Origin of the sequence: Leptolyngbya sp. FACHB-541, assembly GCF_014695875.1 — a bacterium.
Lineage (GTDB): Bacteria > Cyanobacteriota > Cyanobacteriia > Elainellales > Elainellaceae > JAAUTN01.
The window spans coordinates 54562-78759 of sequence record NZ_JACJPC010000083.1 but is presented as its reverse complement, the minus strand read 5'-3'; the positions used below and the strand labels follow the sequence as shown (position 1 = coordinate 78759).

Genomic DNA, 24198 nt, shown 5'->3' with positions numbered 1-24198 from the left:
CTTCCTGGGGAGAGGGACTTAGATTCAGCTTCCTCTCCCCTCCTCGATAACTGATTTGGTGCGTTCTGATGAAAACGATTCAAGCCGTTGCTCGATATTTTCCAGAGAAGTGTGGTGGCATTCACATTCACTTGAGCGAACTGCTACCTGTGCTGAAGTCCCTCGGTGTGGAGAGCAAAGTTGCGGCATCGCAGGATTTACCAACCGAAGATCACTACACTTACCGGGACACGGAAGTTTATCGCTATCCAGTGTCTCCGCAGCCCAAGTCTGAGCCCAATCATGGGGCGATCGCCCACGGTGGGTTCGACTACTTTGCTCAATGGCTCAAAGCACAACAAGCGGACGTGTATCACCAGCACCAGTGGACACCCAAATGTGGCTTATCCCATCTGCGCCTGGCGAAGGAACTGGGAATGGCGACGGTGGTGTCCGTGCGGCTGCCCCAACCAATTTGTCAGCGCCAAACCATGATGCTGCATGGGGAAACAGCCTGTGACGGCAAAATTGACGTGGTGCGCTGTAGCCGCTGCTGTGGCGTTTCGTCTGATTTACCGCCCGCAATTGTTAAGGGGTTGAGCCATACGCCAATGCCGATTAGTGTGGCAGCAGCAGGAATCTTGCGGCGGCTCAACTCAGGAAGTGTTCGCCCGGTAGCAGAAGCGACGCTGCGACCGATCGCCATTCCTGCATTTGTGGCAGCGCGTCAGTACGGGCTACAGGAAATGGCGCAATTTGCCGATCGCATTATCGTCATGAGCGAATGGGTGCGGCAGGCATTGATGATCAATGGCATTCCTGAAGAGAAGCTGTTTTTGCTGAAGCACGGCATCTCGGATACGTTTGCTCAGCAAAAAGTAGCTCATGTGAAACGGGGCGATCGCCTTCGGGTCGGCTTTTTGGGGCGTTGGGCACACGATAAAGGCATTCACGTTCTAGTAGAAGCAATCAAACGACTACCAGAAGACTTTCCGATCGAACTCATTCTGCACGGCGTACCGCAAGATGCTGCCTATCGAGAACGCATCACTGCCCGGATTGGCGACGATTCGCGCATTCGCGTTGCTAAAGAACTGTCGCGGTCAGAATTGCCCCAGGCGTTGGCTGGATTTGACGTGCTAGCAGTTCCCTCACAGTGGCTAGAAACGGGACCAGTTGTGGTGTTGGAAGCTCATGCACACGGTTTACCCGTGATTGGTTCTGACCTGGGCGGCATTGCTGAGAAGGTAAACCACGGGGTAGATGGGCTGTTGGTTGCAGCTAGCGATCCGGGCGCTTGGGCAGAGGCATTTGCGCGACTGACGCTGGACGAAGGCTACTTAAATCAGCTACGAGCCGGAATTCAGCCTGTCCGCACGATCAGCATGGAGGCAGCAGAGTCGCTGATGGTCTACCAGAGCGTGCTGGCAAAACAGTCTGCGGCGGGTAATTCCTGGGCTGATACAACCTCAATGGGAGCAGGCGATCGCGCTCCAGTACGAGGCTTAGCCGGATAAATCACTAAATCGCTGGATCTTCCCAACTTACAAGACTTTGAACATACGGGTGAACGTGATGACTGCTGCAAACCCACTTCCTCAATCTCGCTGGACACACTACAAAGAAGCAATTCTGACAACACTAGTGGGCTGGGTGCCACTCTCAGTCGGTACGGCGCTGCGGCGACTGCTGTATCGAGCGATTTTGGCGCGAGTTGGTGCTGCCGTTGAGATTCGACCGGGGGTTGAGCTAATCAATGCTGATTGCTTGGAGTTGGGCGATCGCGTCAAAATCGATCGCCACGTCCGGATCAGAAACATTGGGCAAAACACGATTCGGATTGGCGATCGCGTCACCCTCAATCGCGGAGTCGATATCAAAATGCACTCCGGCAACGGGGGGCAAATTGAGATCGGGCAGCAGACGGCGATCGGACCCTACACCTGTCTCTCAGGTCGCCAGATCCGCATCGGACGGGATTGCTTGATTGCTCCCCAAGTTGGCATTTTTGCTAGCAGTCATGTGTTTACTGACCTCACCCGCAGCATTCGAGAGCAAGGACAAAGCTACAAAGGCATCGTGATCGAAAACAACTGCTGGCTGGGCAGCGGGGTCAAAGTGCTAGACGGAGTCACGATTGGCGAGGGCAGCATCATTGGCGCAAATGCAGTGGTCACAAAAGACATTCCAGCGTATTCAATTGCAACTGGAATACCCGCCAAGATCGTTCGGCGTAGGGTTAATGAGAACGACACCAAGCTTCATACATCTGAGTTGAGTGCAATTACAGCCCTAATCAGTCCCCCTTAACGGGTCAAACTGCTTAGGAACACCAGTGCTAGTCAGTGTCACCATTAGTTCACGTTTAATGATTTGCAGTTAGGAACGAAGTCCGCTATGAACACTGAAAAGCTTTTAGCACACCTCACTCATTGGAAAGAAGTTTTAGTCGTTGTCCTCTTTTCGTGGATACCTCTTTCTCCAGGAAGGATATTGCGAAACCTGGTGTACCGCAGTATTTTAGGGCGAATCGGAAAGTTTACCAAAATTGAAACGGGAGTTGAATTGGTTAACGCGAATTCGATCGAGTTGGGGTATGGAGTCAGAATTGACCGCGATGTTCGCTTGAGAAACATCAAGCGAAACACCAAAATTTGCTTGGGCGATCGCGCCTGTTTGGGTCGAGGTGTAAATGTCAAAGTACATCCTGGTAAAGGCGGCAAAATCGAAATTGGCGATCGCACTTCCATTGGACCCTACAGTTGCCTATCAGGTCTGTTTATCAAAATTGGCAAAAACTGTTTGATCGCGCCACACGTCGGCATCTTTGCCAACAATCACGTCTATGCCGACCCAACTCAGCTCATCGTCGAGCAAGGGCACTCCTACGAAGGCATTGTGATTGAAGACGACTGCTGGCTGGGCTATGGAGCCAAGGTGATGGACGGAGTCACCATCAGCCAGGGCAGCGTGATTGGCGCAGGAGCCGTTGTCACCAAAGACGTTCCACCCTATTCGGTGGCTGTGGGTGTGCCTGCAAAAGTGGTTTCACAGCGAGAGCAAACGCCTAAACAGGCTAAACACTCCAGACACTTGAGATTCCAAAGGCTGAGCTACTCATCAGTCGGCTAAGTCAAACAGGTTGATCGGTCTGGACAATCTAATTTTTTCAAGTCAGGTGAATTCCATGATTAAGGGTTTGAGGTTCTCTCTACTTACATCTGTTGCAACGGCAGCAATGCTGGCAGTTCCGGCGCTCAGTTGGGCGCTACCGCTGTCACCAGGCGATCGCATTCGGATTTCGGTTCCGGCTGACGATGCCATTCCTGAAACCTACCGCTTCAGCGGTATTTATGAGGTCAACCTAGACGGAACGCTGCAAGTCCCCTTCCTCGAGCCAATGCCAGCAGCGGGCTTAGAGGTCGCTCAAGTGCAAGAGCAACTAACCGACTCTCTAGTGAGCGGCGGTTTATTTCAGCCTCAGTTCCTTCAGGTGACGGCTCAGGTTGTGGATTGGGGCCCCGTGCAGGTGACAGTAGCAGGCGCAACCTTTGAACCGGGTCGCATTCTGGTCACCGATCAAACCCCCTCCGAAGCTGCACCCCGCGATGTAGTTGTGGAAGAAACTCAAACTGAACCCTTCACCATTTCGGGAGAGTATCCGGTTGGGCGCTATCTCACCTCTGTGCTGCGGCGGGCAGGTGGCTTGACTCCCAAAGCCGATATCGAAAACGTTCGCTTAATTCGCGGCGATGAAGAAATAGTTGTCGATTTATCGGGCGTGCTGAGCGGCGAACCTGTCGAAGACATTGCGCTGATTGCAGGCGATCAGATTGTTGTGCCGGAACTGACCCAAATCCAGCCAGAACTGGTGCGCCCCTCGCAGGTGACCCCTTCAGCGATCGCCATCTTCCTCTCCAACCAAACCACTCCAGGCGGCAGCGGTGGCAATGGCGAAGTGACTCAAGTTGCCTACGGTTCACGCTTCTCTCAAGCGGTTGTGGCGGCCCAATGTGCAGGTGGAACGCGATCGACCAATGCCAATCGGCGCGTCACGCTCATTCAAACCAACCGCAGTACAGGGCAAACCGAAGTCTTTGATCGCAAAGTTGAAGACCTGCTACGAAACTCTAACGACACCGAGATTAACCCCTACCTCATGCCTGAAGACAGCATTGTTTGCTATGACTCAGCCGTGACCAACACAACAGGTGTACTCGACTTTATTGGCAACATCCTTAACCCGTTTAGAACCCTCCGCTCAATCTTCTTTGACTAAATTCTTGCAGCCCCATTCTTTGATTAACCCTTTAGCTAAATGAGTTGAACATTATGACAACGTCTCCTGCAATTCCGGCTTATGTTCCTGAAACGACCCCCTCTCACGGTCGCTGGCTGCGCTATCTGCTGATAGGACTGGCAGCTAATGCACTATTGTGGGGACTGGCATTCGCCTATCTAAAGATGGCAAAGCCAGACTACGCAAGCAAGTGGGCGGTCGCCCTACCCTCTGCTGGCACCACTACCCGCGTCGCGCTGCCCGACATTGGTGACACCACCTCTGAAATTCGATCGCCCTACAACAACCCCGACATTCAAGACCCTCGCGAAAACTACAAATTTATTCTCACAAGCAGTGCTGTGATTGAATCCGCAGCCGAAAAAGTCGGGCTAACTAGAGGCGAATTTGGCACACCAGAGGTGCAAATCGTCGATAACACCACCCTGATCTCAGTCACGATGGAGGGCGACTCGCCCGAACAGGCTCAACGCAAAGCTCAAGCTTTGTATGAGTCCCTGGAAGAAAGCCTGAGCCAGCTTCGGATTCAGGAAGTTTCACAAAAGAACGCAGGCGTTCAAACGGCACTGGCAAACGCTCAGGCAAAACTAGAGCTAGCCCAAAACGAACTGTCGGAGTTTAAAGCTGAATCGGGCTTGAGCTCAAACATGCAAATTGACCAGATTTCCACCAACCTGGAAGAATTGCGTCGCGAACGTGCCATGATCGCGGCTCAGCAGCAGCAGTCTAACGCCCGTTTGGGACAGCTTTCTCGCAATCTGAACGTCTCTCCCCGACAAGCGGCGGATGCCTTTAGCCTGAGTGCGGACCAGCTTTTTCAAAGGAATTTACTCAACTATAGCGAAGCCAGCGCTGCTCTAAGCGTGCTGTCAAACCAGTTTGGTCCCAACCATCCCATGATTGTGCGAGAGCGAACTCGCCAAGAAGCTGCCAGAACCGCCATGCTACAGCGAGGCAGCACCGTTTTAGGACGACCCGTCGACCAGACCACCCTGGCACAGCTCAATCTGGGTGAGGGCGAGCAGCGCTCCTCAGCTCGAGAAAACCTGTTTCAGGAAACCGTTTCTGCCCAGGTTGACAGTCAGGGCTTGAGCGCACAAGCCGCAGAACTCGATCGCCAAATTGCTCAGCTTGAAGGCAGGCTGCGCCAGATGACCCAGTACGGCTCCAGGTTAGAGGCGCTGTCTCGTGATGTGGCGATCGCCGAAGCTGTTTTCTCTTCTACGATTACCCGCCTAGATTTGAGCCAGTCTGATATTTATGGCTCCTACCCGCAGGTTCAGCTAATCAACCAGCCCAGCCTGCCTGCATCCGCCGCTTCTCCCCGGTCCAGCCTGATTCTGTTGGGTACAGCCGCTGGTTCTCTACTGATTAGTATGGCTATCATTGCGCTCTGGCTCAGACCTCGTAGACCGCTGGCAGATGCAACCGTTGCAGCAGCAGGGCAGCCGTCCCAGCCATTAGCACCTCAGCCCTACATTGACATTGAAACCTTGCGAGCATTACTAGCTCCCAAGCCACATGAGTTAAATGGTTCAGCCAAGCATGAGTCTGCTCCAGAAGTATCCATTGTTAATGCTGAAGACAAATAGCCTGACTGCAAACCATTCTCTCCCCCTTCAATGAAACCCCAAAACTTTGAAGAAACCGTAATCTGGTACTACATTATTGGCAGCATGGGGCTGTATTTCATCGGAGCTTTGTTTGTTACTGGACCTGCCCTTGCTTGGCTCTTAGCCCTTTACGTAATTAAGCGACTCTGGCAACAAACAGACGAAACCCCTGCTGACCAAAGAATTTCAATTCCACTAGGAGTTTGGGTGTGGATTGGAGCAATGCTAATGATTGGCTTAGCGCTAATCATCGGACACATCAACTTCAACTACGATGACGCCAAAATCATCAAATCATTCATCAACTTCTTCCTGCGAACCTGGGCATTATTGGCGCTATTTCCACTGATTGGCTGCCTCAACATTCGACCGCAGCTACTCTACCGAGCAATTTGCATTTTGTGTTTGCAATGTTTGGTGCTGATTCCAATTGCCTACTTGCTGAGCACAACGGGAATTGAAACTCCTTTGTATAACGTTTCGCTGATGGCTAAGATCGGCGGAAACAGCGAACGTTTTTATAATGTCAGCTTGTTTTTGCGGCAAGAGGGCGAAGTTCGTTTGCTCATCTTTGCGCCGTGGGCACCTGCCCTGGCCTTTGCAGGCAACATTTACTTTTGTCTAGCGAGCCAAGATTCTGACAAAAAATGGCGCTGGATCGGCATGTTTTCTAGCGCGCTCATGGTTTGGGGTTCGGCTTCTCGACTGGGTTTACTATGCCTTGTAAGTTTGCCGTTTTTGAAGGCGATCGCCGCTAATCTCAGCCGCCCCAGTGTACAAATTGCAGCCGGACTCTCTAGCTTTGCGGCTGGTCTTTTTGGTCCTCAGCTAATTGGTTACGCAAGAGACTTTAAAGACTACTTTGATAGTCAAAGAGCTTCCTCTTCCAGCCTTCGGGGACTCCTGGCAAGAATGGCGTTCTATCAATGGCAAGAAGCCCCAATTTGGGGACATGGAATCAAAGCTCCGCGTGGTCCGGCCGTAACAAACTTTATGCCCATTGGTAGCCACCACACCTGGCTAGGACTGCTCTATGTACATGGAATCGTTGGCTTTATTGCCTTAGCAATTCCAATGTTGTACAGCTTTGTAGAACTAATTATCAAAGCCCAAAAAAGTAAGGCTGCTCAAACAGGATTAGCTGTACTTCTGATCCTACTTCTCTTCTCATTTGGCGAGAATTTGGAAACTCTAGCCTACCTTTATTGGCCAGGCTTAATCATGCTAGGTATTGCCCTTAAGGAGCCATTCCCAGCACTTTTTTCTCACCTCAAACCTCAACTCAATCAATCTCAAGCTTGAGTAGGGGCAAACGGTTGTTTGCCCCCTATAGCGACAAAACTTTAATTCCTAGTTTGTAGAGGCTCATATCATGCCGTGTGTGTCTGTGATCGTTCCAGCCTACAATGCTGAGAAGACCATACTTGAGACGATTAAATCTATTCAGGCGCAGACTTTTTCTGACTTTGAATTGATTGTGATTAATGATGGCTCAAGCGATCGCACCATTGAGCTTCTCAGCACGATTAACGATCCTCGACTTAAAGTTTTTTCCTACGAAAATGGCGGATTGCCTGTAGCGCGAAATCGCGGTATTCAAAGGGCTACAGGAGAGTTTATTACTTTCATTGATGCCGACGATTTATGGAAACCCAACAAGCTAGAAGCTCAGCTTAAGGCATTACAAGCATATCCAGAAGCAGGGGTTGTCTATAGCTGGACAGCTTTTATTGATGAAAACAGCGATTTTCTTTATGCTTGGGAGCCACTTCACTGGCAGGGAAATATTTATCCTAAATTGCTTATTCGCAATTTTATTTCTAGCGGTTCCAATATTCTGATTCGTAGGCAGTTTGTTCAAGCTGCGGGAGAGTTTGACCCTAATCTAAAATCCGTTGAAGATTGGGACTACTACCTACGCTTAGCAGCTTTGTGTCCCTTTGCTGTAGTTCCTGAATATCACATTCTGTATCGTCGCTCCACTCAGTCGATGACCTCCAAAATTGAGATCATGGAAAATGCAAACTTGACTGTGATTGAAAGGGCATTCAAGGCAGCACCCCCAGAGCTTCAGTATTTGAAGAATCAAAGTTTGGCTAATGCCTATCGGTATCTAGCGAAACAGTGTTTGTTTAATGGAAGCGATCGCCAGGGAGTTCAGCAAGCTCAGCGAAAGCTATTAAAAGCTATTCAACTATCTCCCAAAATTCTGTTGAACCGCGAAACCCTACGCCTAGTTCTCAAACTGCTAACCGTAAAATTTCTTCCTCAGGGAACTGCTCGTCGTTTCATTCAGTTTCTAGGGAAGAACTTTCCAATGGTGTCAGTATCAAAAGCAAATTGAATACAGGAACTTATTTTTTGATGTTGCGGTCGGGGTTATCTTTGTGAGTTTCGTTAGACAGTTCAGTGTTGGAATTAAACGAAGAGTCTACCAATCCAACTTTCGGAAGCGATTGCTTAATTCCTCTGTAAAATTCAAGCAATCTGAGAACAGAACTGTTTTACCTCCACAGCTTGAAAGTGTGAAACAGTTCATTCTCAAAAAAGTAATCAACAATGATTTCACTCGCAACTTAGGCTGGTTAAGTATTGCCCAATTAGCAATTCGAGTTTCTCGCCTGGCGGCAACAGTAATTCTGCCGCGCTTTCTAACGCCCCATGACTACGGTTTGGCGGCATTAGTTCTAACCACTTACGAATTTACTCAAACTTTTACCAAAATCGGCATCTTTGCCAAAGTCATTCAGTCTGATGATGAAAGCCTAGAGAGTACTGCGATCGGTGCATACTGGCTAAACTGGATCATTTATGCAGCATTATTTCTGATTCAGTGCATTGCATCTTTTCCAGTTGCTTGGTTCTATAACGACGACCAGCTAATTCTACCTATTTGTGTGCTGGCTCTAACGTTGTTAGTTAGCCCATTTGGGCGAGTACAGTCAGCTTTAATCCAGAGAGAAAATCGGTTTAAGACGATCGCGATCGCCCAAGCAGCACGTTATGGAACGGCAAATATTCTAACTGCAGTATTTGCCTTTATGGGAATGGGAATGTGGGCAATTGTTTTGCCAAGACTCTTAGCAGCGCCAATCGAGTTCGTCATTTATCTAATGAATCATCCCTGGCGACCTAATAAAGGATTTACAACCGAGAAGTGGGGCATAATCTTTAATTTTGGCATAAACATTCTTGGGATCAATCTATTAAAAACTTTGAGGGAAAATTTAGATTACTTGTTAGTCGGTCGTTTCTTAGGAGTTACACAGCTAGGAACTTATTTCTTTGCTTACAACGCGGGATTAGGAATTAGTCTAACCATCATTCAGTCGATTATGACGGCTTTGTATCCACATTTATGTAAGCTGCGATCGCAATTCGCTGCCTTCAAGAAAGGCTACTTTAAGAGCCTGAAAACGATTGGATTAATCATTACTCCATTCGTCTTGCTACAGTCAGGTCTTGCGCCTTTTTATGTTCCTATCCTGTTTGGCGAACAGTGGACACCTGCTATTCCAATTCTGGTTCTGATTTGCCTGTCTGCAATTCCTCGTGCTTTTGACTCAGCCGCTTTTAGCTTATTAGCGGCTGTTGATGAAACCCGTCTCGGTTTAATCGGCAATGTCATGTTTACGGCTATCTTTGCCGTTAGCATTTTGGTCGGTGTTCATTGGGGAGTCGTGGGCGTGGCGATCGCCGTCCTATTAGCTCATGCTATCTTTATTCCGCTTTATACCGCTTGGGCAACTCGCTATGTTTTTGCTAAGCAACGAGCGCTCGCCCAAGCATAAATTACTGTTACTGTCACGCTAAGGAATGTTATGAAAAAAGCGTCTGTGATTGTTCCAGTCTATGGAGTTGAAAAGTATATAGCGGCGACGCTGCGATCGCTCCTAGAACAGACTTATCAAAATTTTGAAATAATCTTGATTGATGATGCCTCTCCCGATCGCAGCATTGAGATTTGTCAGCAATTTTCTGATCCACGCATCAAAATTATCCATCAGCAAAACCGAGGTTTGGCGGGTGCTCGTAATACTGGAATACGCCATGCCGAAGGAGATTACATTGCTTTTTTAGATGGGGATGATTTGTGGCTACCAGAAAAATTAGCCAAACACATTGAGCATTTAGAAAATTCACCAGAAGTGGGTATTAGCTTTAGCCGTTCTGCATTAATCGATTCGGCAGGAAATTCTTTAAATACTTACTTAATGCCCAAATTGACGAATATTACAGTAGAAGATCTATTTCGTAGTAATCCGATTGGCAATGGTTCCGCAGCGGTGATTCGACGGCAAGTATTAGAGGAAATCCGTTTTCAAGATAGCCTCTATGGAACAGTAGAAGATTTCTATTTCGACGATCGCTTCCAACGTTCAGAAGACATTGAGTGCTGGTTAAGAATTGCGATTCAAACATCCTGGAAAATTGAAGGAATTCCTGAAGCCCTAACGCTTTATCGAGTTAATGCTGAAGGGCTTTCTGCTAACTTACTCAAGCAGTTGGAATCTTGGGAACAGGTGCTTGAAAAAGTTCGTTCCTACGCACCTGAGATAGTAGAAGAGTGGGGAGATTTAGGGGTTGCCTACCGATTGCGCTATCTTGCTCGGACAGCCGTTCGGCTCAAAGATGGGGCAATGGCAGTAAATTTGATACATCGGGCGATCGCTACTTCCAAACAAATCCTGTTAGAAGAACCGCGCCGAACTCTAAGAACCTGGTTTGCTGCCTATCTGCTTTACCTATTACCTCAATCGCTTTACTCAAAGATTGAAACCTTTGCAGCGAAAGCAGCAGGCTCAATTCAAAAAGACCGCATTCAGAAGGAGCAAATTCAACAGGCAACTTCCCCATAATTAAATTAACTAACCCTCTAACGCTGGATCTAACCCATGAAAAAAGTATCTGTAATTGTTCCTGTTTATAAAGTTGAGCAGTACATCGCTGTAACCGTTCAATCTGTTTTAGATCAAACTTACTCTGATTTTGAGCTCTTGATCATTGACGATGGTTCTCCTGATCAGAGCGTCAGTATTTGTCAGCAGTTTCAAGACCCGCGCATTCAGATTATTCGTCAGCCCAATCAAGGCGCAAATGCAGCTAGAAACGCAGGCATTCGTGCTGCCAAAGGCGACTACATTGCATTCCTGGATGGAGATGATGTATGGCTACCAGAAAAGTTAGAAAAACACGTTGAGCATCTCGAAAACTCACCCGAAGTTGGCGTTAGTTTTAGCCGTTCTGCATTCATTGACGAGCAGGGCAATGCTTTAGGTATTTATCAGATGCCTAGATTACAAGACATCGAGATTTTTCATTTAATTTGTCGAAATCCGATTGGCAACGGATCAGCGGCAGTGCTGCGACGAGAGGCGATCGCCGCCATCAAATTTGAGGATAACCTGCATGGCATCACCCAAGATTTTTACTGGGATGAGCGGCTTCAGGGTTCTCAAGACCTCGACTTTTGGTTTCGGATCGCGATTCAAACGCCCTGGAAGATTGAAGGAATTCCTGAATCTCTGACCCTTTATCGAGTCAACTCAGCCGGAATTTCAGCTAATCTGATGAAAAAGCAGGATTCCTGGGAGCAGGTCATCGAAAAAACCCGGTCTTATGCACCGGACATCGTCGCGCAATGGGAGAACCCTGCTAGAGCCTATCACTTGAGATATCTAGCCCGCAGAGCCGTGACGCTGCAACTGAGAAAAGATGCCGTTTCGCTGTTGCATCAGGCGATTAGAACTCACTGGCGCATGGTGATTGACGAACCGCGCCGCACGTTGATTACCGCTGCTGCTGCCTATCTGCTGTGGCTCTTGCCGCAGTCGCTCTACACTCAAATGGAGACGCTGGCACTGAAAATTACGGGAGCGACGCAAAAGCGACAAATTCAGCAAGACCAAACCGGACAGCTTGCATGAAGCGAAAATTTTGGATTTTGTTTGGCGTTGGGCTGTTTGCAGCGCTGTTCTTATCGCTTCTTCTGATGATGCGATCGCTTGGCGTGGAGCAATCCCGCCTAGAGCGGCTAACCCAGGGCATCAATGTGGCTCACTGGTTTGCTCAGGCAGAGTTGACGGCTGACAACTTCCAAAATCGAATCCAGCCTGAAGACATTCAGCTAATCAAACAGATTGGGTTTCGGCACATTCGACTGCCGCTCGATCCGACAATTCTATTTGACGAAGAACAGCCAGAGCGCTTGAATTCAGAAAATTTGCCCTATGTTGATGCTGCCCTGGATCAGATTTTGGCGGCAGATTTGGCGGTGATTGTGGACTTGCATCCCCGGTCGGAATTCAAGCGACGGCTGTATCAGGAAGAATCATTTGTTGAAGCAGTGGGCTTGTTTTGGCGATCGCTTGCTCAACACCTAAGTTCACGCAATCCAAACCAGGTTTTTCTGGAAGTCATGAATGAGCCTGCAACCCGAAATCCGCAGGATTGGTATGTCATTCAGGAAAGGCTCTTGGCTGAAATGCGGGCTGGCGCACCCGATCATACTCTGATTGCTTCAGCAAACCTGCGCGTAGAGGACGACTGGGACACGATCGTAGCCCTGCAACAAATTACGCCCGTGGAAGACCCTAACGTCGTTTACAACTTCCATTTCTATCAGCCGATGTCTTTCACCCACCAGGGAGCAGATTGGGGAGAGGACACCTGGGAACATTTTCGCAACGTGCCTTACCCAGCAGACGCAGAGGCGATCGCCGCTATCTTACCTGAGATCGAAAACGAAACGGCTCGGGACTGGCTGATGGACTACGGAGAGGAGGAATGGAATGCAGCCAAACTGAAGGAAAGCCTCCAGCGGGCGGCAGAGTGGGGGCAATCCCATCAGGTGCACGTCACCTGTAATGAGTTTGGCGTTTATCGTCGGGCTGCACCCGCAGAGGGGCGTGAGGCATGGTTGCGAGATGTGCGATCGCTGCTAGAGCAATCTCAAATTGGCTGGGCGATGTGGGAATATGACTCCGGCTTTGGCGCAATTCGCCGCACCGATGGAGCACGCGTCCCCGATCCGGTGGTGGTAAAGGCGCTTTTTAACTAACTGGAGGTAGTCAGTTGGACGATAGGCAAACTAGGATCTAGGATCTGCATACCTGGTAAAACTAGATTGCCAGGTTGAATAACTGGATTCAACAATTCAGTTCAATCTCAGATTGAATTTAACAGTACGAGTGATGGCGTAGTGATGGATCATGATCCTTTGATTGCGTATCGTTGGGAAGACTTTACCCAACTGGCCTCAATTTTGCTCTTAGTTGGGCTAGTGGGGGCAGTGACCGTTCTCAAGAATAGCTTTGAAGGCAGCTTCTTCATTGAGGCAACCTTATTTGTGGTTTTGCTGACCTCTGGAGCCATTGCAATTATGGCAATGGCAATTTTTCTAGGAAACGTAGCTTAAGCAGCTAAGCTTTTCTATTCAAACCGCTGATTTTGGGCTGACCAGCGCTGTAGTCCGTAGGTTTGACCATTCGCAACCAATAAAGCCGTTGTGCCGTCGCCGGGGTTGGCGATCGCCACCAAAAATTGAGCTGCGTCGGTACTCAGTTCACTATAAATTAACTGCCCCTGAGCCGAAAAAATCAGCGTTCGAGTTTCATCCTGATTTGCAGCCTGAGCGCTAGCGGTGACATAGCTTGAAGCAGCTAGCAGACTGGGCTTGAAGGTAAACACTGATTCAAGCTGGCCATCTCCAGTCAAATCTATCAACTCGACCGACCACTGCCCTACCTCTTGCAGCAAGTCCGGGTCTTCCAGATCGGTAGCTTGAACCTGACCTGCTCGCTGCAACTCCTGCCAAAGATTGGTCAGTAGCGCTGACCCTCCGTCGGGTTGCTGTTGGCTTAACTCGTTCAGCGTTAGCAAGTTTCCTGTCTCCAACCAACTGACGGTGGATAGGGTAATGGCTAATGGAGAAAGCGCTTGCCCAGCAGATGAATTTGCATTAGATGGCGGTGAACCTGCTGCCAGCAGTTGCAGGTTGCCGCCGCTAACACGAGCCGCTTTGACGGTTGCTTCAATCGTTTGAGGCTGACCATCGGCTGACCACACCAGGATTTGAATGGGCGAATTATTCGTTAGCCCCAATAGGCTCCAGAGCCGCTGAGCCGCTCCAGTAGAAGGTAAGTTCAGGTCAGAAAAGGGCGATCGCCGCCAGCGCTGCCCATCATGAAAATTAGCAAGCTGGATCTGATACCAAACTTGCTGCCCCGTTAAGGTCAGTGGACTGTTAGCTTGGGGGCGCAGCCAATCTACCGCATTGATGCTAGAAACCTGGGTCGCAGAGCCAATCATGCGGCTATCATGGCTGGCTGTAAGCGTTGGTGCTGATTGGGGATTAACCAGATTCAGGACTTGCTGGACGCGGGTATTGGTATCTGGAGCCGGGTTTTGTTGGCGCAACCAGGCGATCGCAGCAGCGCGATCGCGCTGAGCCGTTAGCACTAGAGCGCCCCAAATCTGGACATCGGGCTGGTTGCGGTTGACTTGAAGAGCAGCATTAACTCGTCGCCAAATCCGGTCAGAGTCAACCTCCAACAGGCTCGACAAATCATAACCGTTGCGAATGGTGGTTTGCAGCAGTTGCAGTGCATTGCCCCAACGTCCGTCAATTAGCTGCGCCAAAATCTGCTGGCTGGGGCTAGCCCAATCACGCTCTGCTTGAGCTTTGGTGGCGTTGGCATGGAGCGCAATCAGGTCTAGCTGAGCCTGGGCTGGAGCTGACCAATTCGCTGCATCGATCTGCTGCTTGAGGGATTCCAGCGTTCGCAGTGCTGCCGACCACAACCCATTTCGCGCCAGAGTCAGCCCATTTTCATAAGTCCGACTATCAAGAGCAGCTTGTTCCAACAAAATTGGTGTCAGGCGAATCGGTTCCGTGGACGATTGCAGCCTCTCTACCTGATAAACCTTAAAGCTTGGTTCCAGCCCAACCGTTTGGTTAACAACCAGTTCTGTAGCTTCGCTGCCCGTAATCTGCTGCCAGGTGGGAAGTTTCCCAGCGGGGCTTGTCCACTCCACTAGAGAATAGAGCTGCGGAATTGCCGGATCGTAGCGCACCACTTGCCCATAGACGATGCGTGTGCTGCCCCGCATCCGTTCGCCGCTGAGATGTAGCCAGATTCCCGGCTCTGTGGCATTGCCTTCGATCAGGGTGACGGTGCTAAGCGGCATGATCCGATTGGAGCCAGGGACAGCCGTCGGCGAGGTAACAAACGGGTCAAGCACAAAAAATTCTTCAGGGCCGTTTACCGACATCCGGCTCATCAGTTGAAAGGAACCAGGGCGCGCTCCCTCCCTGGCTGAAAGCGGACGATAAATTCTGACTTCGACTAGCCTGCCGCAGCCAGACGGAACGGAGGCGATCGCCCCCCTGCCACCACAGTGATCAGATTCCGCCAAAATTGGGATCAGCAAATCCTGCGGCAACCCTACCGTTGCCGGGAGGTAGAGCGGAGTGCCTAGCGATCGCCCTGCCTCGGTCGCTTCTGCTTCAATCTCAGCCAGCGTTTGAATGACCTCTCGCTGGAGTGCGTGACGATTCCACTCTGGCATCATCCAGCTTAGCCATCTGACTGACCCAGGGTTGATGATGAGCTGCACCGCCAGCCAACCTCCGCCCACAACGGTTCCCGCCATACCCAGCAGGACAAAGGAAACGAGCAAGGCAGACTTGATCCTTGATCCTCGTTTCGGTTTAGGCGTAACTAAGACATTAATGGCAAGACGGCCCGCTTCATCCTCTAGCTCTTCGTCCAGTTCCTCTTCTTCGAGCCACTCTGGTTCTGCCTTTCGGGGCGATTGAGCTTTCTTGGAAAATTTTTTGGATTGAGCCGACACCAACACGTTCACCTTGACGGGCACCTTGGCGGGTGGGGTAGGTGTGCTGCTCGTTGGTTCTGTAGATTGTCCGTTTTGGGCAGACAGAGTTCCCTGAGTTAAGCGTTTTTGGTTAGAAACCAGCACATTCACCTTAACCGGATGAGAGGCGCGATCGCCTCTCTCCTGTCCCCCTGAACGCTTAGGAGGAACGGGCTGATGCTTTTGCCGCTCCTCTGAAGCTGAATCTAAGTCATGCGGTCGTTTCGCCATCCAAAACTGCGTAGATTTCTACCCTTCAACAATTGCCCGCTCATAGCGCTGTCCGGCTTGTTCCCAAGTATAGGTGTTCTCGACCAGCGATCGACCATTTTTGGACAATTGACCCCGCAATTCTGGATTCTCAAATAGGCGGCTAATTGCGTTGACGTATTCCTCAACCTGGTTGGCCCGTAAAGCCGTTAGAGGATTAGTTTCGCCATCTACTGCCAGTCCTTCTAAGCCGCGATCGCTGCCTACCACAGGTACCCCAGCCGCCATTGCCTCTAACGTCTTGTTTTTGATCCCAAACCCGGTTCGCATGGGCACCACACAGACCGTTGCCCGGTGCAGGTATTCCGCCATCGAGGGAACCTTCCCAGTAACCGTGACACCAGAGCGATCGCCCAATTGCTGCACCTGCGGCACGGGACGGGCACCCACCAACTCCAGCGTCACATCGGGGTAAAGGGCTTGGATTTTAGGAAACACTTCCTGGCTAAAAAAGCAGACCGCATCAATGTTAGGCGTGTTGTCCATCGCGCCGATAAAAATCAGCCGATGCCCTCCCGGATCAGCAGCACGATAGGGAAAGGCAGAAAAGTCCACGCCATTCGGAATGACAGCGATCGGTGTCTTCGGGCTAAACCGCTGAAGCTGATCTCGGTCTTCCTCAGTGGTCGCCACGATGGTAGAAAATTTGCCGCAATATTGCCGTTCATAGCGGTGCAGCAGCGGCAGATTAAGGCGATCGCGCAGCCAATTCTCAGAGGTGCCCGTCTCAAGCTGATTTTTACAGGTGCCGTAGACCGAGCTATGGATGTTGACGATAGTGCGAAGTTGCGATCGCCATTCTGGCTTCACGTAAATTTCATTTACACTATGTTCACAGGTCACGGCTGCAAATTTGCCTGATTGTACTGCCTGATCCACCCAATTCTGAATCTCAGGCGAATAAATCGAGAGAACGCTGGGCGGCGTTCCCTCAGCCAAAAAGGTGCCGAAGCGCTTTAACTTGCCGCCGATGCTTTGCCTAGCAGCGGCTTGAGGGCGCGGAAAAACTACCAATTCTGTGATTGCCTGCCGCAATTCCTCTATCTCAGAGTCAGTTACATCAGGGGAACGTTGTGTTATCAGGGTGATATCGTGACGCTGGCTCAAATACTTGATTAGGTTAAACGTTCTGACCTGAGTTCCTCCCCGTGTGGGTGGGTAAGGGAACGTTGCAGAGAGCATCAGGATCTTCATCAGGGGAATTATTGGGATAGATATCAATTTCACCAGGGCAATCGTAGCTAATCGTAGCGACTGGGTCACCTGTGTGAACAGCAATGCTTCAGAAATCCAAACCTTCCATGACTGAAATTCAACTTGGTGCGATCGCCATCCTCGCTCTAGGCATCTTCTTTCGATGCACAGCTTTAGGGCAAAAACTCTATTGGTACGACGAAGCTTTCACGTCTCTGCGAATCTCTGGCTACAGCGAAGCAGAGGTGATGCAGCAGGCATTTCACGGCAAGGAAATTACTCCGCAAGAGTTGCAAAAATTTCAGCATCCCAATGCTCAAAAAGGCATTTGGGGAACGATTCGAGGACTCGCCCAAGAAGAGCCACAGCATCCGCCGCTGTACTACACGCTGATCCGGTTATGGGCGCAATGGGTGGGCAGTTCGGTAACAGAAGTGAGAAGTTTGTCTGTAATTTTTAGCTTGCTGGTGTTTCCCAGTCTCTACTGGCTTTGCCTGGAGCTATTTGGGTCAATGGATGTAGCGTGGTTAGCGATCGCCCTGGTTGCGATCTCGCCACTGCATGTCGTCTTTGCTCAGGAAGCCAGACAGTACAGCCTGTGGACAGTGCTAATTTTGGCAGCCAGCGCTGCGTTGCTTTACGCGATGCGAGTCGATAGCTTTGCCAGTTGGGCGCTTTACGCTGTGACGCTTTCCCTGGGACTGTACACGTTCCTGTTTTCAGGACTGGTGGCGATCGGGCACGGCATTTATGTAATCGGAGTGGAGCAATTTCGTTGGACTCCAATCTTGGAACATTATCTGCTGGCTTCAATCGTCGCCTTGCTCACATTCGTGCCCTGGATCTGGGCAGTCGCCACCCGCCACAGTTCTGTGCAAACCACCACTGCCTGGGCAAACCGGCCGTCTAGCTGGAAGGCGATCGCCAGAGTTTGGGCATTGAATTTGAGACGCATCTTTTTCGATGCAGACTTCAAACTTCATTCTCAGTTTGCTTACACAGCCAGTATTTTCGGTGTCTATGCTTTTGTGCTGCTGTTGGAAATCGGTGCAGTCTACTGGCTCTGGCAATCTACCTCGATTCGGGTTTGGCTATTTGTCTTCACCCTGATTGGCACGACGGCTTTCACAATTCTGCTACCCGACCTGATTTGGGGCGGACAACGATCCACCGCTACGCGATACGCCATTCCCTGCTACTTGGGCATTCAAATCGCGGTTGCTTATTGCCTGGTAAACCTACTGGAATCCAATGCTTTTGGTTCATGGCAGCAAGTGTTAGCGCTGGCTGTTTTGGCAGGGGCGATCGCCCTCAGCATTCTCTCTTGCAACATTGGCGCTAAAACCCCGATCGGCTGGAATAAGGTCATCAGCTACTACAATCCGCCTATCGCCAAGATCATCAATCAATCGCCACGCCCCCTGCTGATTGCAAACACCTCAATGGGGGCGGGTGAAATTTTGTCACTAAGCCGTTTACTGAATCCAAACGTGACGCTTCAACTGACCGTCGAGCCGAACGTGCCCCAGATTCGAGCAGGCTTTAGTGATGTTTTCTTAATGACTTACTCGCAGTCCTTGCGATCGCAACTCGCAGCACAGCAGCAGGCATCTGTCCAACCTGCTTACCAAGAGCGAGGTAGAACCTGGCTTTGGCGGCTCACGAGCAAAAACTAGCCTCAGTTCAAGGGATCCGTCCCATAGCTTCTGAACAAGCAGACAGAATTAGAATTGGGAACCTTAAAGAGTAACCAGCTTGAATCTTTCAATTCAAATTCATCTTGAGTCTTCAATTAACTAATGCATTTCGCATTCTAGAAAAGGATTTATGCAATCGCGCGGACTCTATACCTTGGCAAATGATCGGGTCTATGACCAACTCATTGCCCTGCTTAATAGCATCGAAGCAAACGTTAGTTCAAATATTCCTATTCTGGTTATTCCTTTTGATCATCAGATTGAGAGAATCACTCAAGAAATAGAATTCAGACCTAATGTAAAACTTTTTCAAGACTGGAACTCAATTCAACGCTGGGAAGACTTTGCTCGGCAGGTTTGGACAGCCCATCCTATCGCCCAATCTCAATGGCTAACTCGTTTGCCAGCAAAAAATATAGGGCTGCATCGCAAATTTGTTACTTTTGACGGACCGTTCGACCAGTTCGTATTTTACGACGCAGACAGTCTAGCGATGAAGCCGATTGACGACATATTTGAAAAGCTAAATACCTACGATTTTGTATTTAACGATTGGGAACATAACAAACCAGAGGGGCAGACTGCCCTTGATTTAGCATTAGCAACTCAAACAGGTTGCTACCCTGAAACTCAGGTTAGAACTAAACTGCACTGCTCTAGTTTCTTTGGCTCAAAACGAGGCATTTTTGCGGAGCAAGAACTATTAGCTCTAAAGCAAAAACTGATTGATTGCCAGGAAGTATCTTGGGTTCCTCGCTGGTGGGATGATGCTTTTCTGTTTAACTATTTGACCTTGAGAAGCGATCGCCCTCAATTTAACTTTACGCTGAGTCCCAACGCGCAGGAACGAACTGGCAACTGTGCTGATGCCGATCCTTTCGTCAACATTAATAACGTTCTTTATAATGAACAAGGCTTAAAGCCCATTCACCGCTTGCACTACATGAATTACTCTCCAGAAGACTTTTGCTGCCTGAGCAAAGGAGAGGATATCGATGTATGCTACAGGGAAATCTTTTTACATTACCGTTTCTTAAAACAACCCGATCAAGAGCCCAAACATTTACAAGCGGTCAACTTTCCGACTCAATTGGGTCGCTACATCCAAAAAATTTCTCAAAAACTCAGGTAAGCGCTTCTAGTACTATACCTGCCTGGAAAAATTGAATTTAACCTTCCTCAAGGTACGCACTGTAGAGGGAGAAATAATATTAGAAATTTTTCTTGTTTTGACCTTCAAAGTATCCCATTCCTTGTTGCTTCTCACAACATTCAGAATCTCTACAGTCATCCTCTTCAGACTCTTGAGCCTGCTGCTTTTAGGGAAATCCAGGTTAACTGCAAAATTTGAACCAAGGCGGTTAACGGGCTGCCATGCAGCACTGACATCAAAGTTGGTTCGCACATTATTACCATGAGCCACCATTAACCAAACAGGTTCAGCTACAATCTGGCAAGTTTTATAGTTGCTAATTTCAGTATGACCGTATTCAAGAACGGTTTTGAAATCGCCTTGATAGGATTCGATCAACGTATGGAATGGCGAAGTCAACCATTCTCTCAGATAAAGCTTCTGTTCACTAACTCGATACAAATAGCCGAACGGAAAGTTAATAAATTCGAATTCTTGCTTCCTAAATTGGTTTTGAACTAGCTGCAAGAAGTCCTTTGAAATTGCATCGTCGCTATCTAAGCTAGTCGTAATCAAGTACTTGCAATCCTGATCTGTGTGTTCTCTGACTACCTGCTTAACGGAGTCTAGCAACGTCTCCCGACTCTCTATATAGATGGGAACAAGCTGAGCGATCGAGCAATATTTTTCAACTCTCTCTTTAAATTGAGTCGGTAAGGCTGCATCTAGAAGCATCAACCAGGTAAAATTCCTGTTGGTCTGTGCTGTGATGGACGGAAGGCAGATCTGCTCGAACAAGGCAAACCTTCTGCTGAGGAACTCTGGCTCGTTGCGATCGCTTCTAGGACGCGAAATCTGCCAGTCCACGTTCATCCGAGTGATGATAAAGTGCTTAAATTCCTGGGTCTGCATCAGTTACCTCACTTTAGTTAGAAAAACTGATTGCCTTGAATGGCTTAAAGCTGCCGCTGACGTTAAATTCTTCTCAACTTAGTTAACATTTGCTAAGACCGCATCCCCACTAGGGAAGGTTCCTCAGCTTAATTTTGGGTTTGCACAACCAAGGTTGTATGCCTAGGAGTGAGGCTATGCGACCGTAGAATTCTTACGAACACCGATTAAGCTCTGTTGCTTAATCCACAAGGCTTCTCGGCAATCATCTAAAGAATCGGGTCTGTTGGGTTGGCTAATATACGTGAGGAACCTGGCGATCAGGCTTAAGCTGCCAAACCAGAGCAAGCGGACAACCATAGTCTGACTGTTAATCCCCCTTTCATTAATCTGTCCACAATTCAAACAGATGCCTAAAGTTAGTGTTTGTATTCCTACCTACAATCGAGAAAAACTGCTGCCGATCGCCATTCAAAGCGTGCTTCAGCAAACTCTCCAGGATTTTGAACTGATCATTTGTGATGATGGCTCAACCGACACCACGGCTGAGATCGTGACTCAAATCGATGACCGTAGAATTCACTACGTTCGCCATCCTCGAAACATTGGCAAGAGCAATAACATGCGCTCTGGTTTTGAAGCTGCCAGTGGCGAATATTTTATTAAATTTGATGATGACGATCGCCTTACGCCTGACTTCCTGGCACGAACTGCAGCAATTTTAGACGAACAGCCCGACGTAGATTTTGTTGGTACCGATCACTGGGTAATCGACATTAATAATGCGCGCGATCCGCAAGTGACAGACGACAATTCCCAGAAGTGGGGGCGCACCAATTTATCTGCTGGGATCATCCCAAACTTACTAGAAGTCGTATTTGTGCAGCAAAGTTTTCAAATTGGCGCAACCTTGTTTCGGCGGCAAGTTTTAGCAGAACAGGGCTACATGCGTCCTAATATTCAAAACTGCGAAGACAATGATTTGCTGGTGCGTTTGGCTCTAGCAGGTAAAAAGGGTTATTACTTACCAGAGCGGCTAATGGAATATCGCTTTCATGCTCAGCAACAGGGCATTGGACGAGCAATTCCCTACTTAAAAGACAAAATCCAATACCTGGAGAATTTTCAATTTGAGTCAGAAAAACTAGAGCAGATTAGGCGATCGCGTCTTGCTGAATCTCAGCTTCTTTTGGGATTGCGTCTGATCGAGACGGGCGAGACACAAGCCGGAAAGGCGCTAGTTCGGGTCGGTCAATCTGCTTCACGTCCTAAAGCTTTAGTGGGACTGGCTCTATCTTTCTTGCCCATGACTTTAAGAAAACCTACGTTTCATCTATTGAGACAAGTACAATCTCAGTCGATTTAGTCCAATTTGATCTACTTCGGAGTACGATCTTAAAAGCAAGGTTTGGCGATCGCCCTGAAATAGCAACTCCGCCAAACAAGCAATGACAAACCCTCCGGCTGAGGTCTTAATGGAGATTCGGGAACAGCTAAGCCAGCAGCGCGTAAAATACATCATCAGTAGCTATCAGCTGAGCGGCAATGAAGTAGATAGATTCAATACCTATCTGGACGAACTTCTGCAAATTTATCCACCGCCCCTGATCGAGCTAGCCTTGGTTGAAACGCTGGTCGATCAATGGTCAAGCGTTCCAATGCTGAGAGGGGTTGAGTTTTTAACTCAGTCTCATAACAAACTCAAAACTTGGGAAAATCAGCCGATTGTTAGCACCATTACCCCATCTCAGTTTCAGCAAATTGCTGGGCTCGACCCGACTCCCGTGTTTGGCTCTACCGAGTTGCCGCCAACTCGCCCCATTATGCGTCCCTCATAGGCTGCTTTGAGTTTTATGCTCAAGCTTGTTTTGGGTTTCCATGATGGGTTTAGCGATCGCTACCAACCCCACCACTTCAATTGCATGATGATGCAGGGTTTGCATCGCAGCGCGAGCAGTCGCTCCCGTCGTATAGACATCATCCAGCAACAGCACCGCAGATGAGCGATGGCGCTGAAGCTCTTTACCCAGTCGAAATGCGTCGCTCAAATTTTCCTCGCGGGCTGTTGCAGAAAGAGTAAATTGCGCTTCCGTCGAACGAATCCGCTCTAGACCTCGCCGTTGTAGAGGCAAACCTGCGAATTCGCAAAAATGTTTTGCCAGCAGTTCAGCCTGGTCATACCCCCGCTGCTGCTTTTTGGCAGCGTACATTGGAATAGGCACGACCGTCGGCTTTTGACGCAGCATCTTTTGCTGGGATGACTCTAGCCAAGCCTGAGCTAACCAATGTCCCAAAGGGCGTGCTAGACGAGGTTGGTTGTCATATTTGAGGGTGGCGATCGCCCGTTTCAGCGCCCCACCGTACACCCCCCACGCAAATAAGGGCAGTGGTTCCTGCCACTGAGCGTCACTGCCTTGACATCGTTGAATTTGCCGTTGACACCCCTGGCACAGTTCCCCCGGGGTAGACCGTTGACAAAGCGAACAGCCCGACTCCAAAAACAAATTCAGCAATCCGCGCAAACTCTGCACCCGCCCCTCCCCCATTTGTAGTAGGCAGACACCCTGCAATTCCGAGTAGAATGCGGGTAACAAATCTATAGTTCCACTTTCTGCTGTGCGATCTAATATGTTTGTTATCTCGTTTCATCGCAAACCCTAGTAAGTTCCCTCTCGCAACCGCAAAACATTAACAAAGGACAGCTAACACAATTGCACATGGCTCTGATCAAGCAAAACCGAGACTTACCGACTATTAACGAACGAATTCGCTTTCCAAAAATTAGGGTTATAGATACAGATGGTGGGCAGCTAGGAATTATGGTGCCCCGCGATGCCCTGAAAATGGCAGAGGAAAAAGAGCTGGACTTGGTGCTTGTCAGCGACAAAGCAGACCCGCCAGTTTGCCGGATCATGGACTACGGCAAGTTTAAGTTTGAGCAGGAAAAGAAAGCGCGGGAAGCCCGGAAGAAGCAGCACACTTCTGACGTAAAAGAAGTGAAAATGCGATACAAGATTGAAGATCACGACTATCACGTTCGGGTAAACCAGGCAGAAAAGTTTCTTAAAGCAGGCGATAAAGTTAAAGCTACGATCATGTTCCGGGGTCGGGAGATCCAGCACAGTGACCTGGCAGAAACCCTGCTGATGAGAATGGCAACCGATTTGCAAGAAGTTGCTGAACTTCAGCAAGCTCCAAAACGTGAAGGGCGCAACATGATGATGATGCTCTCTCCCAAGAAGTAGG

Annotated in this window: 22 protein-coding genes; 17 read left to right on the top strand and 5 right to left on the bottom strand. The window is 49.2% G+C overall.

The features are described 5' to 3' along the window. The first annotated feature begins 68 nt into the window (after positions 1 to 68). The 12 genes from H6G00_RS18115 (at position 69) to H6G00_RS18060 (ending at position 13309) form a co-directional block, all read left to right on the top strand. On the top strand, positions 69 to 1496 hold the full coding sequence (locus tag H6G00_RS18115) for a glycosyltransferase (RefSeq protein WP_190797822.1): 1428 nt from the start codon (positions 69 to 71) through the stop codon (positions 1494 to 1496). 58 nt (positions 1497 to 1554) lie between these two features. Continuing rightward, positions 1555 to 2289, top strand: coding sequence for an acyltransferase (locus H6G00_RS18110; protein WP_190797821.1), 735 nt, complete (start codon positions 1555 to 1557; stop codon positions 2287 to 2289). Positions 2290 to 2376: 87 nt separating this feature from the next. Beyond that, complete coding sequence (locus H6G00_RS18105; protein ID WP_190797820.1) at positions 2377 to 3111, top strand: acyltransferase; 735 nt, start codon at positions 2377 to 2379, stop codon at positions 3109 to 3111. Positions 3112 to 3166: 55 nt separating this feature from the next. After that, positions 3167 to 4258 carry a polysaccharide biosynthesis/export family protein gene (locus tag H6G00_RS18100; RefSeq protein WP_190645910.1) on the top strand — a complete coding sequence of 364 codons (1092 nt, stop codon included), beginning with the start codon at positions 3167 to 3169 and terminating at the stop codon, positions 4256 to 4258. A 53-nt stretch (positions 4259 to 4311) separates the two neighbouring features. After that, a complete protein-coding gene (locus H6G00_RS18095; protein ID WP_190797819.1) occupies positions 4312 to 5871 on the top strand; it encodes a hypothetical protein in 1560 nt (519 codons plus the stop codon). Positions 5872 to 5901: 30 nt separating this feature from the next. Next, complete coding sequence (locus H6G00_RS18090; protein ID WP_190797818.1) at positions 5902 to 7194, top strand: O-antigen ligase domain-containing protein; 1293 nt, start codon at positions 5902 to 5904, stop codon at positions 7192 to 7194. A 70-nt stretch (positions 7195 to 7264) separates the two neighbouring features. After that, entirely contained in the window at positions 7265 to 8236 is a 972-nt protein-coding gene (locus H6G00_RS18085; RefSeq protein WP_190797817.1) for a glycosyltransferase, read from the top strand. Between the two features lie 181 nt (positions 8237 to 8417). Further along, on the top strand, positions 8418 to 9683 hold the full coding sequence (locus tag H6G00_RS18080) for an oligosaccharide flippase family protein (RefSeq protein ID WP_190797816.1): 1266 nt from the start codon (positions 8418 to 8420) through the stop codon (positions 9681 to 9683). A 30-nt stretch (positions 9684 to 9713) separates the two neighbouring features. Continuing rightward, positions 9714 to 10751, top strand: a complete 1038-nt coding sequence (locus tag H6G00_RS18075) for a glycosyltransferase family 2 protein (protein WP_190797815.1) — start codon at positions 9714 to 9716, stop codon at positions 10749 to 10751. Positions 10752 to 10787: 36 nt separating this feature from the next. Continuing rightward, positions 10788 to 11819, top strand: coding sequence for a glycosyltransferase family 2 protein (locus H6G00_RS18070; RefSeq protein WP_190797814.1), 1032 nt, complete (start codon positions 10788 to 10790; stop codon positions 11817 to 11819). Then, on the top strand, positions 11816 to 12952 hold the full coding sequence (locus H6G00_RS18065) for a cellulase family glycosylhydrolase (RefSeq protein ID WP_190797813.1): 1137 nt from the start codon (positions 11816 to 11818) through the stop codon (positions 12950 to 12952). Before H6G00_RS18070 ends, H6G00_RS18065 begins: the two co-directional genes overlap by 4 nt. A 144-nt stretch (positions 12953 to 13096) precedes the next feature. Then, positions 13097 to 13309, top strand: coding sequence for a hypothetical protein (locus H6G00_RS18060; protein WP_190645918.1), 213 nt, complete (start codon positions 13097 to 13099; stop codon positions 13307 to 13309). 14 nt (positions 13310 to 13323) lie between these two features. Here the strand turns inward: H6G00_RS18060 and H6G00_RS18055 are convergent, their stop codons facing one another. Both H6G00_RS18055 and H6G00_RS18050 read right to left on the bottom strand, forming a co-directional pair. After that, positions 13324 to 15999 (bottom strand): hypothetical protein, encoded by a 2676-nt coding sequence (locus H6G00_RS18055; RefSeq protein WP_190797812.1) that lies wholly within the window; start codon positions 15997 to 15999, stop codon positions 13324 to 13326. A gap of 18 nt (positions 16000 to 16017) precedes the next feature. Beyond that, positions 16018 to 17232, bottom strand: a complete 1215-nt coding sequence (locus H6G00_RS18050) for a glycosyltransferase family 4 protein (RefSeq protein ID WP_190645920.1) — start codon at positions 17230 to 17232, stop codon at positions 16018 to 16020. A gap of 107 nt (positions 17233 to 17339) precedes the next feature. Between H6G00_RS18050 and H6G00_RS18045 the strand changes: the two genes are divergently transcribed. Then, positions 17340 to 18908: a glycosyltransferase family 39 protein gene (locus tag H6G00_RS18045; protein ID WP_190797811.1), complete on the top strand. Its 1569-nt coding sequence runs from the start codon at positions 17340 to 17342 to the stop codon at positions 18906 to 18908. Between the two features lie 151 nt (positions 18909 to 19059). After that, positions 19060 to 20061, top strand: a complete 1002-nt coding sequence (locus H6G00_RS18040) for an Npun_R2821/Npun_R2822 family protein (protein WP_190797810.1) — start codon at positions 19060 to 19062, stop codon at positions 20059 to 20061. A 12-nt stretch (positions 20062 to 20073) separates the two neighbouring features. Here H6G00_RS18040 and H6G00_RS18035 read toward each other — a convergent pair whose 3' ends face one another. Continuing rightward, positions 20074 to 20934: a glycosyltransferase gene (locus H6G00_RS18035; RefSeq protein ID WP_277881908.1), complete on the bottom strand. Its 861-nt coding sequence runs from the start codon at positions 20932 to 20934 to the stop codon at positions 20074 to 20076. Positions 20935 to 21147: 213 nt separating this feature from the next. Next, positions 21148 to 21312, bottom strand: a complete 165-nt coding sequence (locus tag H6G00_RS18030; protein WP_190797808.1) for a hypothetical protein — start codon at positions 21310 to 21312, stop codon at positions 21148 to 21150. A 49-nt stretch (positions 21313 to 21361) separates the two neighbouring features. On the opposite strand from H6G00_RS18030, the gene H6G00_RS18025 reads away from it, so the two are divergent. Next, positions 21362 to 22318, top strand: a complete 957-nt coding sequence (locus tag H6G00_RS18025) for a glycosyltransferase family 2 protein (protein ID WP_190797807.1) — start codon at positions 21362 to 21364, stop codon at positions 22316 to 22318. An 82-nt stretch (positions 22319 to 22400) separates the two neighbouring features. After that, a complete protein-coding gene (locus H6G00_RS18020; protein WP_242042335.1) occupies positions 22401 to 22790 on the top strand; it encodes a hypothetical protein in 390 nt (129 codons plus the stop codon). Here the strand turns inward: H6G00_RS18020 and H6G00_RS18015 are convergent. Then, positions 22785 to 23483: a ComF family protein gene (locus tag H6G00_RS18015; protein WP_347278196.1), complete on the bottom strand. Its 699-nt coding sequence runs from the start codon at positions 23481 to 23483 to the stop codon at positions 22785 to 22787. The two genes, H6G00_RS18020 and H6G00_RS18015, sit on opposite strands and share 6 nt — an antisense overlap. Positions 23484 to 23669: 186 nt before the next feature. Here H6G00_RS18015 and infC point away from each other — a divergent pair, with 186 nt between their 5' ends. Then, a complete protein-coding gene (gene infC / locus H6G00_RS18010; RefSeq protein WP_190645927.1) occupies positions 23670 to 24197 on the top strand; it encodes a translation initiation factor IF-3 in 528 nt (175 codons plus the stop codon). Position 24198 lies beyond the last annotated feature (1 nt).

What these genes read in the sequence shown, in the direction of transcription:
- H6G00_RS18115 (WP_190797822.1), top strand. Translation starts at nt 69, where the DNA reads ATGAAAACGATTCAAGCCGTTGCTCGATATTTTCCAGAGAAGTGTGGT.
- H6G00_RS18110 (WP_190797821.1), top strand. Translation starts at nt 1,555, where the DNA reads ATGACTGCTGCAAACCCACTTCCTCAATCTCGCTGGACACACTACAAA.
- H6G00_RS18105 (WP_190797820.1), top strand. Translation starts at nt 2,377, where the DNA reads ATGAACACTGAAAAGCTTTTAGCACACCTCACTCATTGGAAAGAAGTT.
- H6G00_RS18100 (WP_190645910.1), top strand. Translation starts at nt 3,167, where the DNA reads ATGATTAAGGGTTTGAGGTTCTCTCTACTTACATCTGTTGCAACGGCA.
- H6G00_RS18095 (WP_190797819.1), top strand. Translation starts at nt 4,312, where the DNA reads ATGACAACGTCTCCTGCAATTCCGGCTTATGTTCCTGAAACGACCCCC.
- H6G00_RS18090 (WP_190797818.1), top strand. Translation starts at nt 5,902, where the DNA reads ATGAAACCCCAAAACTTTGAAGAAACCGTAATCTGGTACTACATTATT.
- H6G00_RS18085 (WP_190797817.1), top strand. Translation starts at nt 7,265, where the DNA reads ATGCCGTGTGTGTCTGTGATCGTTCCAGCCTACAATGCTGAGAAGACC.
- H6G00_RS18075 (WP_190797815.1), top strand. Translation starts at nt 9,714, where the DNA reads ATGAAAAAAGCGTCTGTGATTGTTCCAGTCTATGGAGTTGAAAAGTAT.
- H6G00_RS18070 (WP_190797814.1), top strand. Translation starts at nt 10,788, where the DNA reads ATGAAAAAAGTATCTGTAATTGTTCCTGTTTATAAAGTTGAGCAGTAC.
- H6G00_RS18065 (WP_190797813.1), top strand. Translation starts at nt 11,816, where the DNA reads ATGAAGCGAAAATTTTGGATTTTGTTTGGCGTTGGGCTGTTTGCAGCG.
- H6G00_RS18060 (WP_190645918.1), top strand. Translation starts at nt 13,097, where the DNA reads ATGGATCATGATCCTTTGATTGCGTATCGTTGGGAAGACTTTACCCAA.
- H6G00_RS18055 (WP_190797812.1), bottom strand. Translation starts at nt 15,999, where the DNA reads ATGGCGAAACGACCGCATGACTTAGATTCAGCTTCAGAGGAGCGGCAA.
- H6G00_RS18050 (WP_190645920.1), bottom strand. Translation starts at nt 17,232, where the DNA reads ATGAAGATCCTGATGCTCTCTGCAACGTTCCCTTACCCACCCACACGG.
- H6G00_RS18045 (WP_190797811.1), top strand. Translation starts at nt 17,340, where the DNA reads ATGACTGAAATTCAACTTGGTGCGATCGCCATCCTCGCTCTAGGCATC.
- H6G00_RS18040 (WP_190797810.1), top strand. Translation starts at nt 19,060, where the DNA reads ATGCAATCGCGCGGACTCTATACCTTGGCAAATGATCGGGTCTATGAC.
- H6G00_RS18035 (WP_277881908.1), bottom strand. Translation starts at nt 20,934, where the DNA reads ATGAACGTGGACTGGCAGATTTCGCGTCCTAGAAGCGATCGCAACGAG.
- H6G00_RS18030 (WP_190797808.1), bottom strand. Translation starts at nt 21,312, where the DNA reads ATGGTTGTCCGCTTGCTCTGGTTTGGCAGCTTAAGCCTGATCGCCAGG.
- H6G00_RS18025 (WP_190797807.1), top strand. Translation starts at nt 21,362, where the DNA reads ATGCCTAAAGTTAGTGTTTGTATTCCTACCTACAATCGAGAAAAACTG.
- H6G00_RS18020 (WP_242042335.1), top strand. Translation starts at nt 22,401, where the DNA reads ATGACAAACCCTCCGGCTGAGGTCTTAATGGAGATTCGGGAACAGCTA.
- infC (WP_190645927.1), top strand. Translation starts at nt 23,670, where the DNA reads ATGGCTCTGATCAAGCAAAACCGAGACTTACCGACTATTAACGAACGA.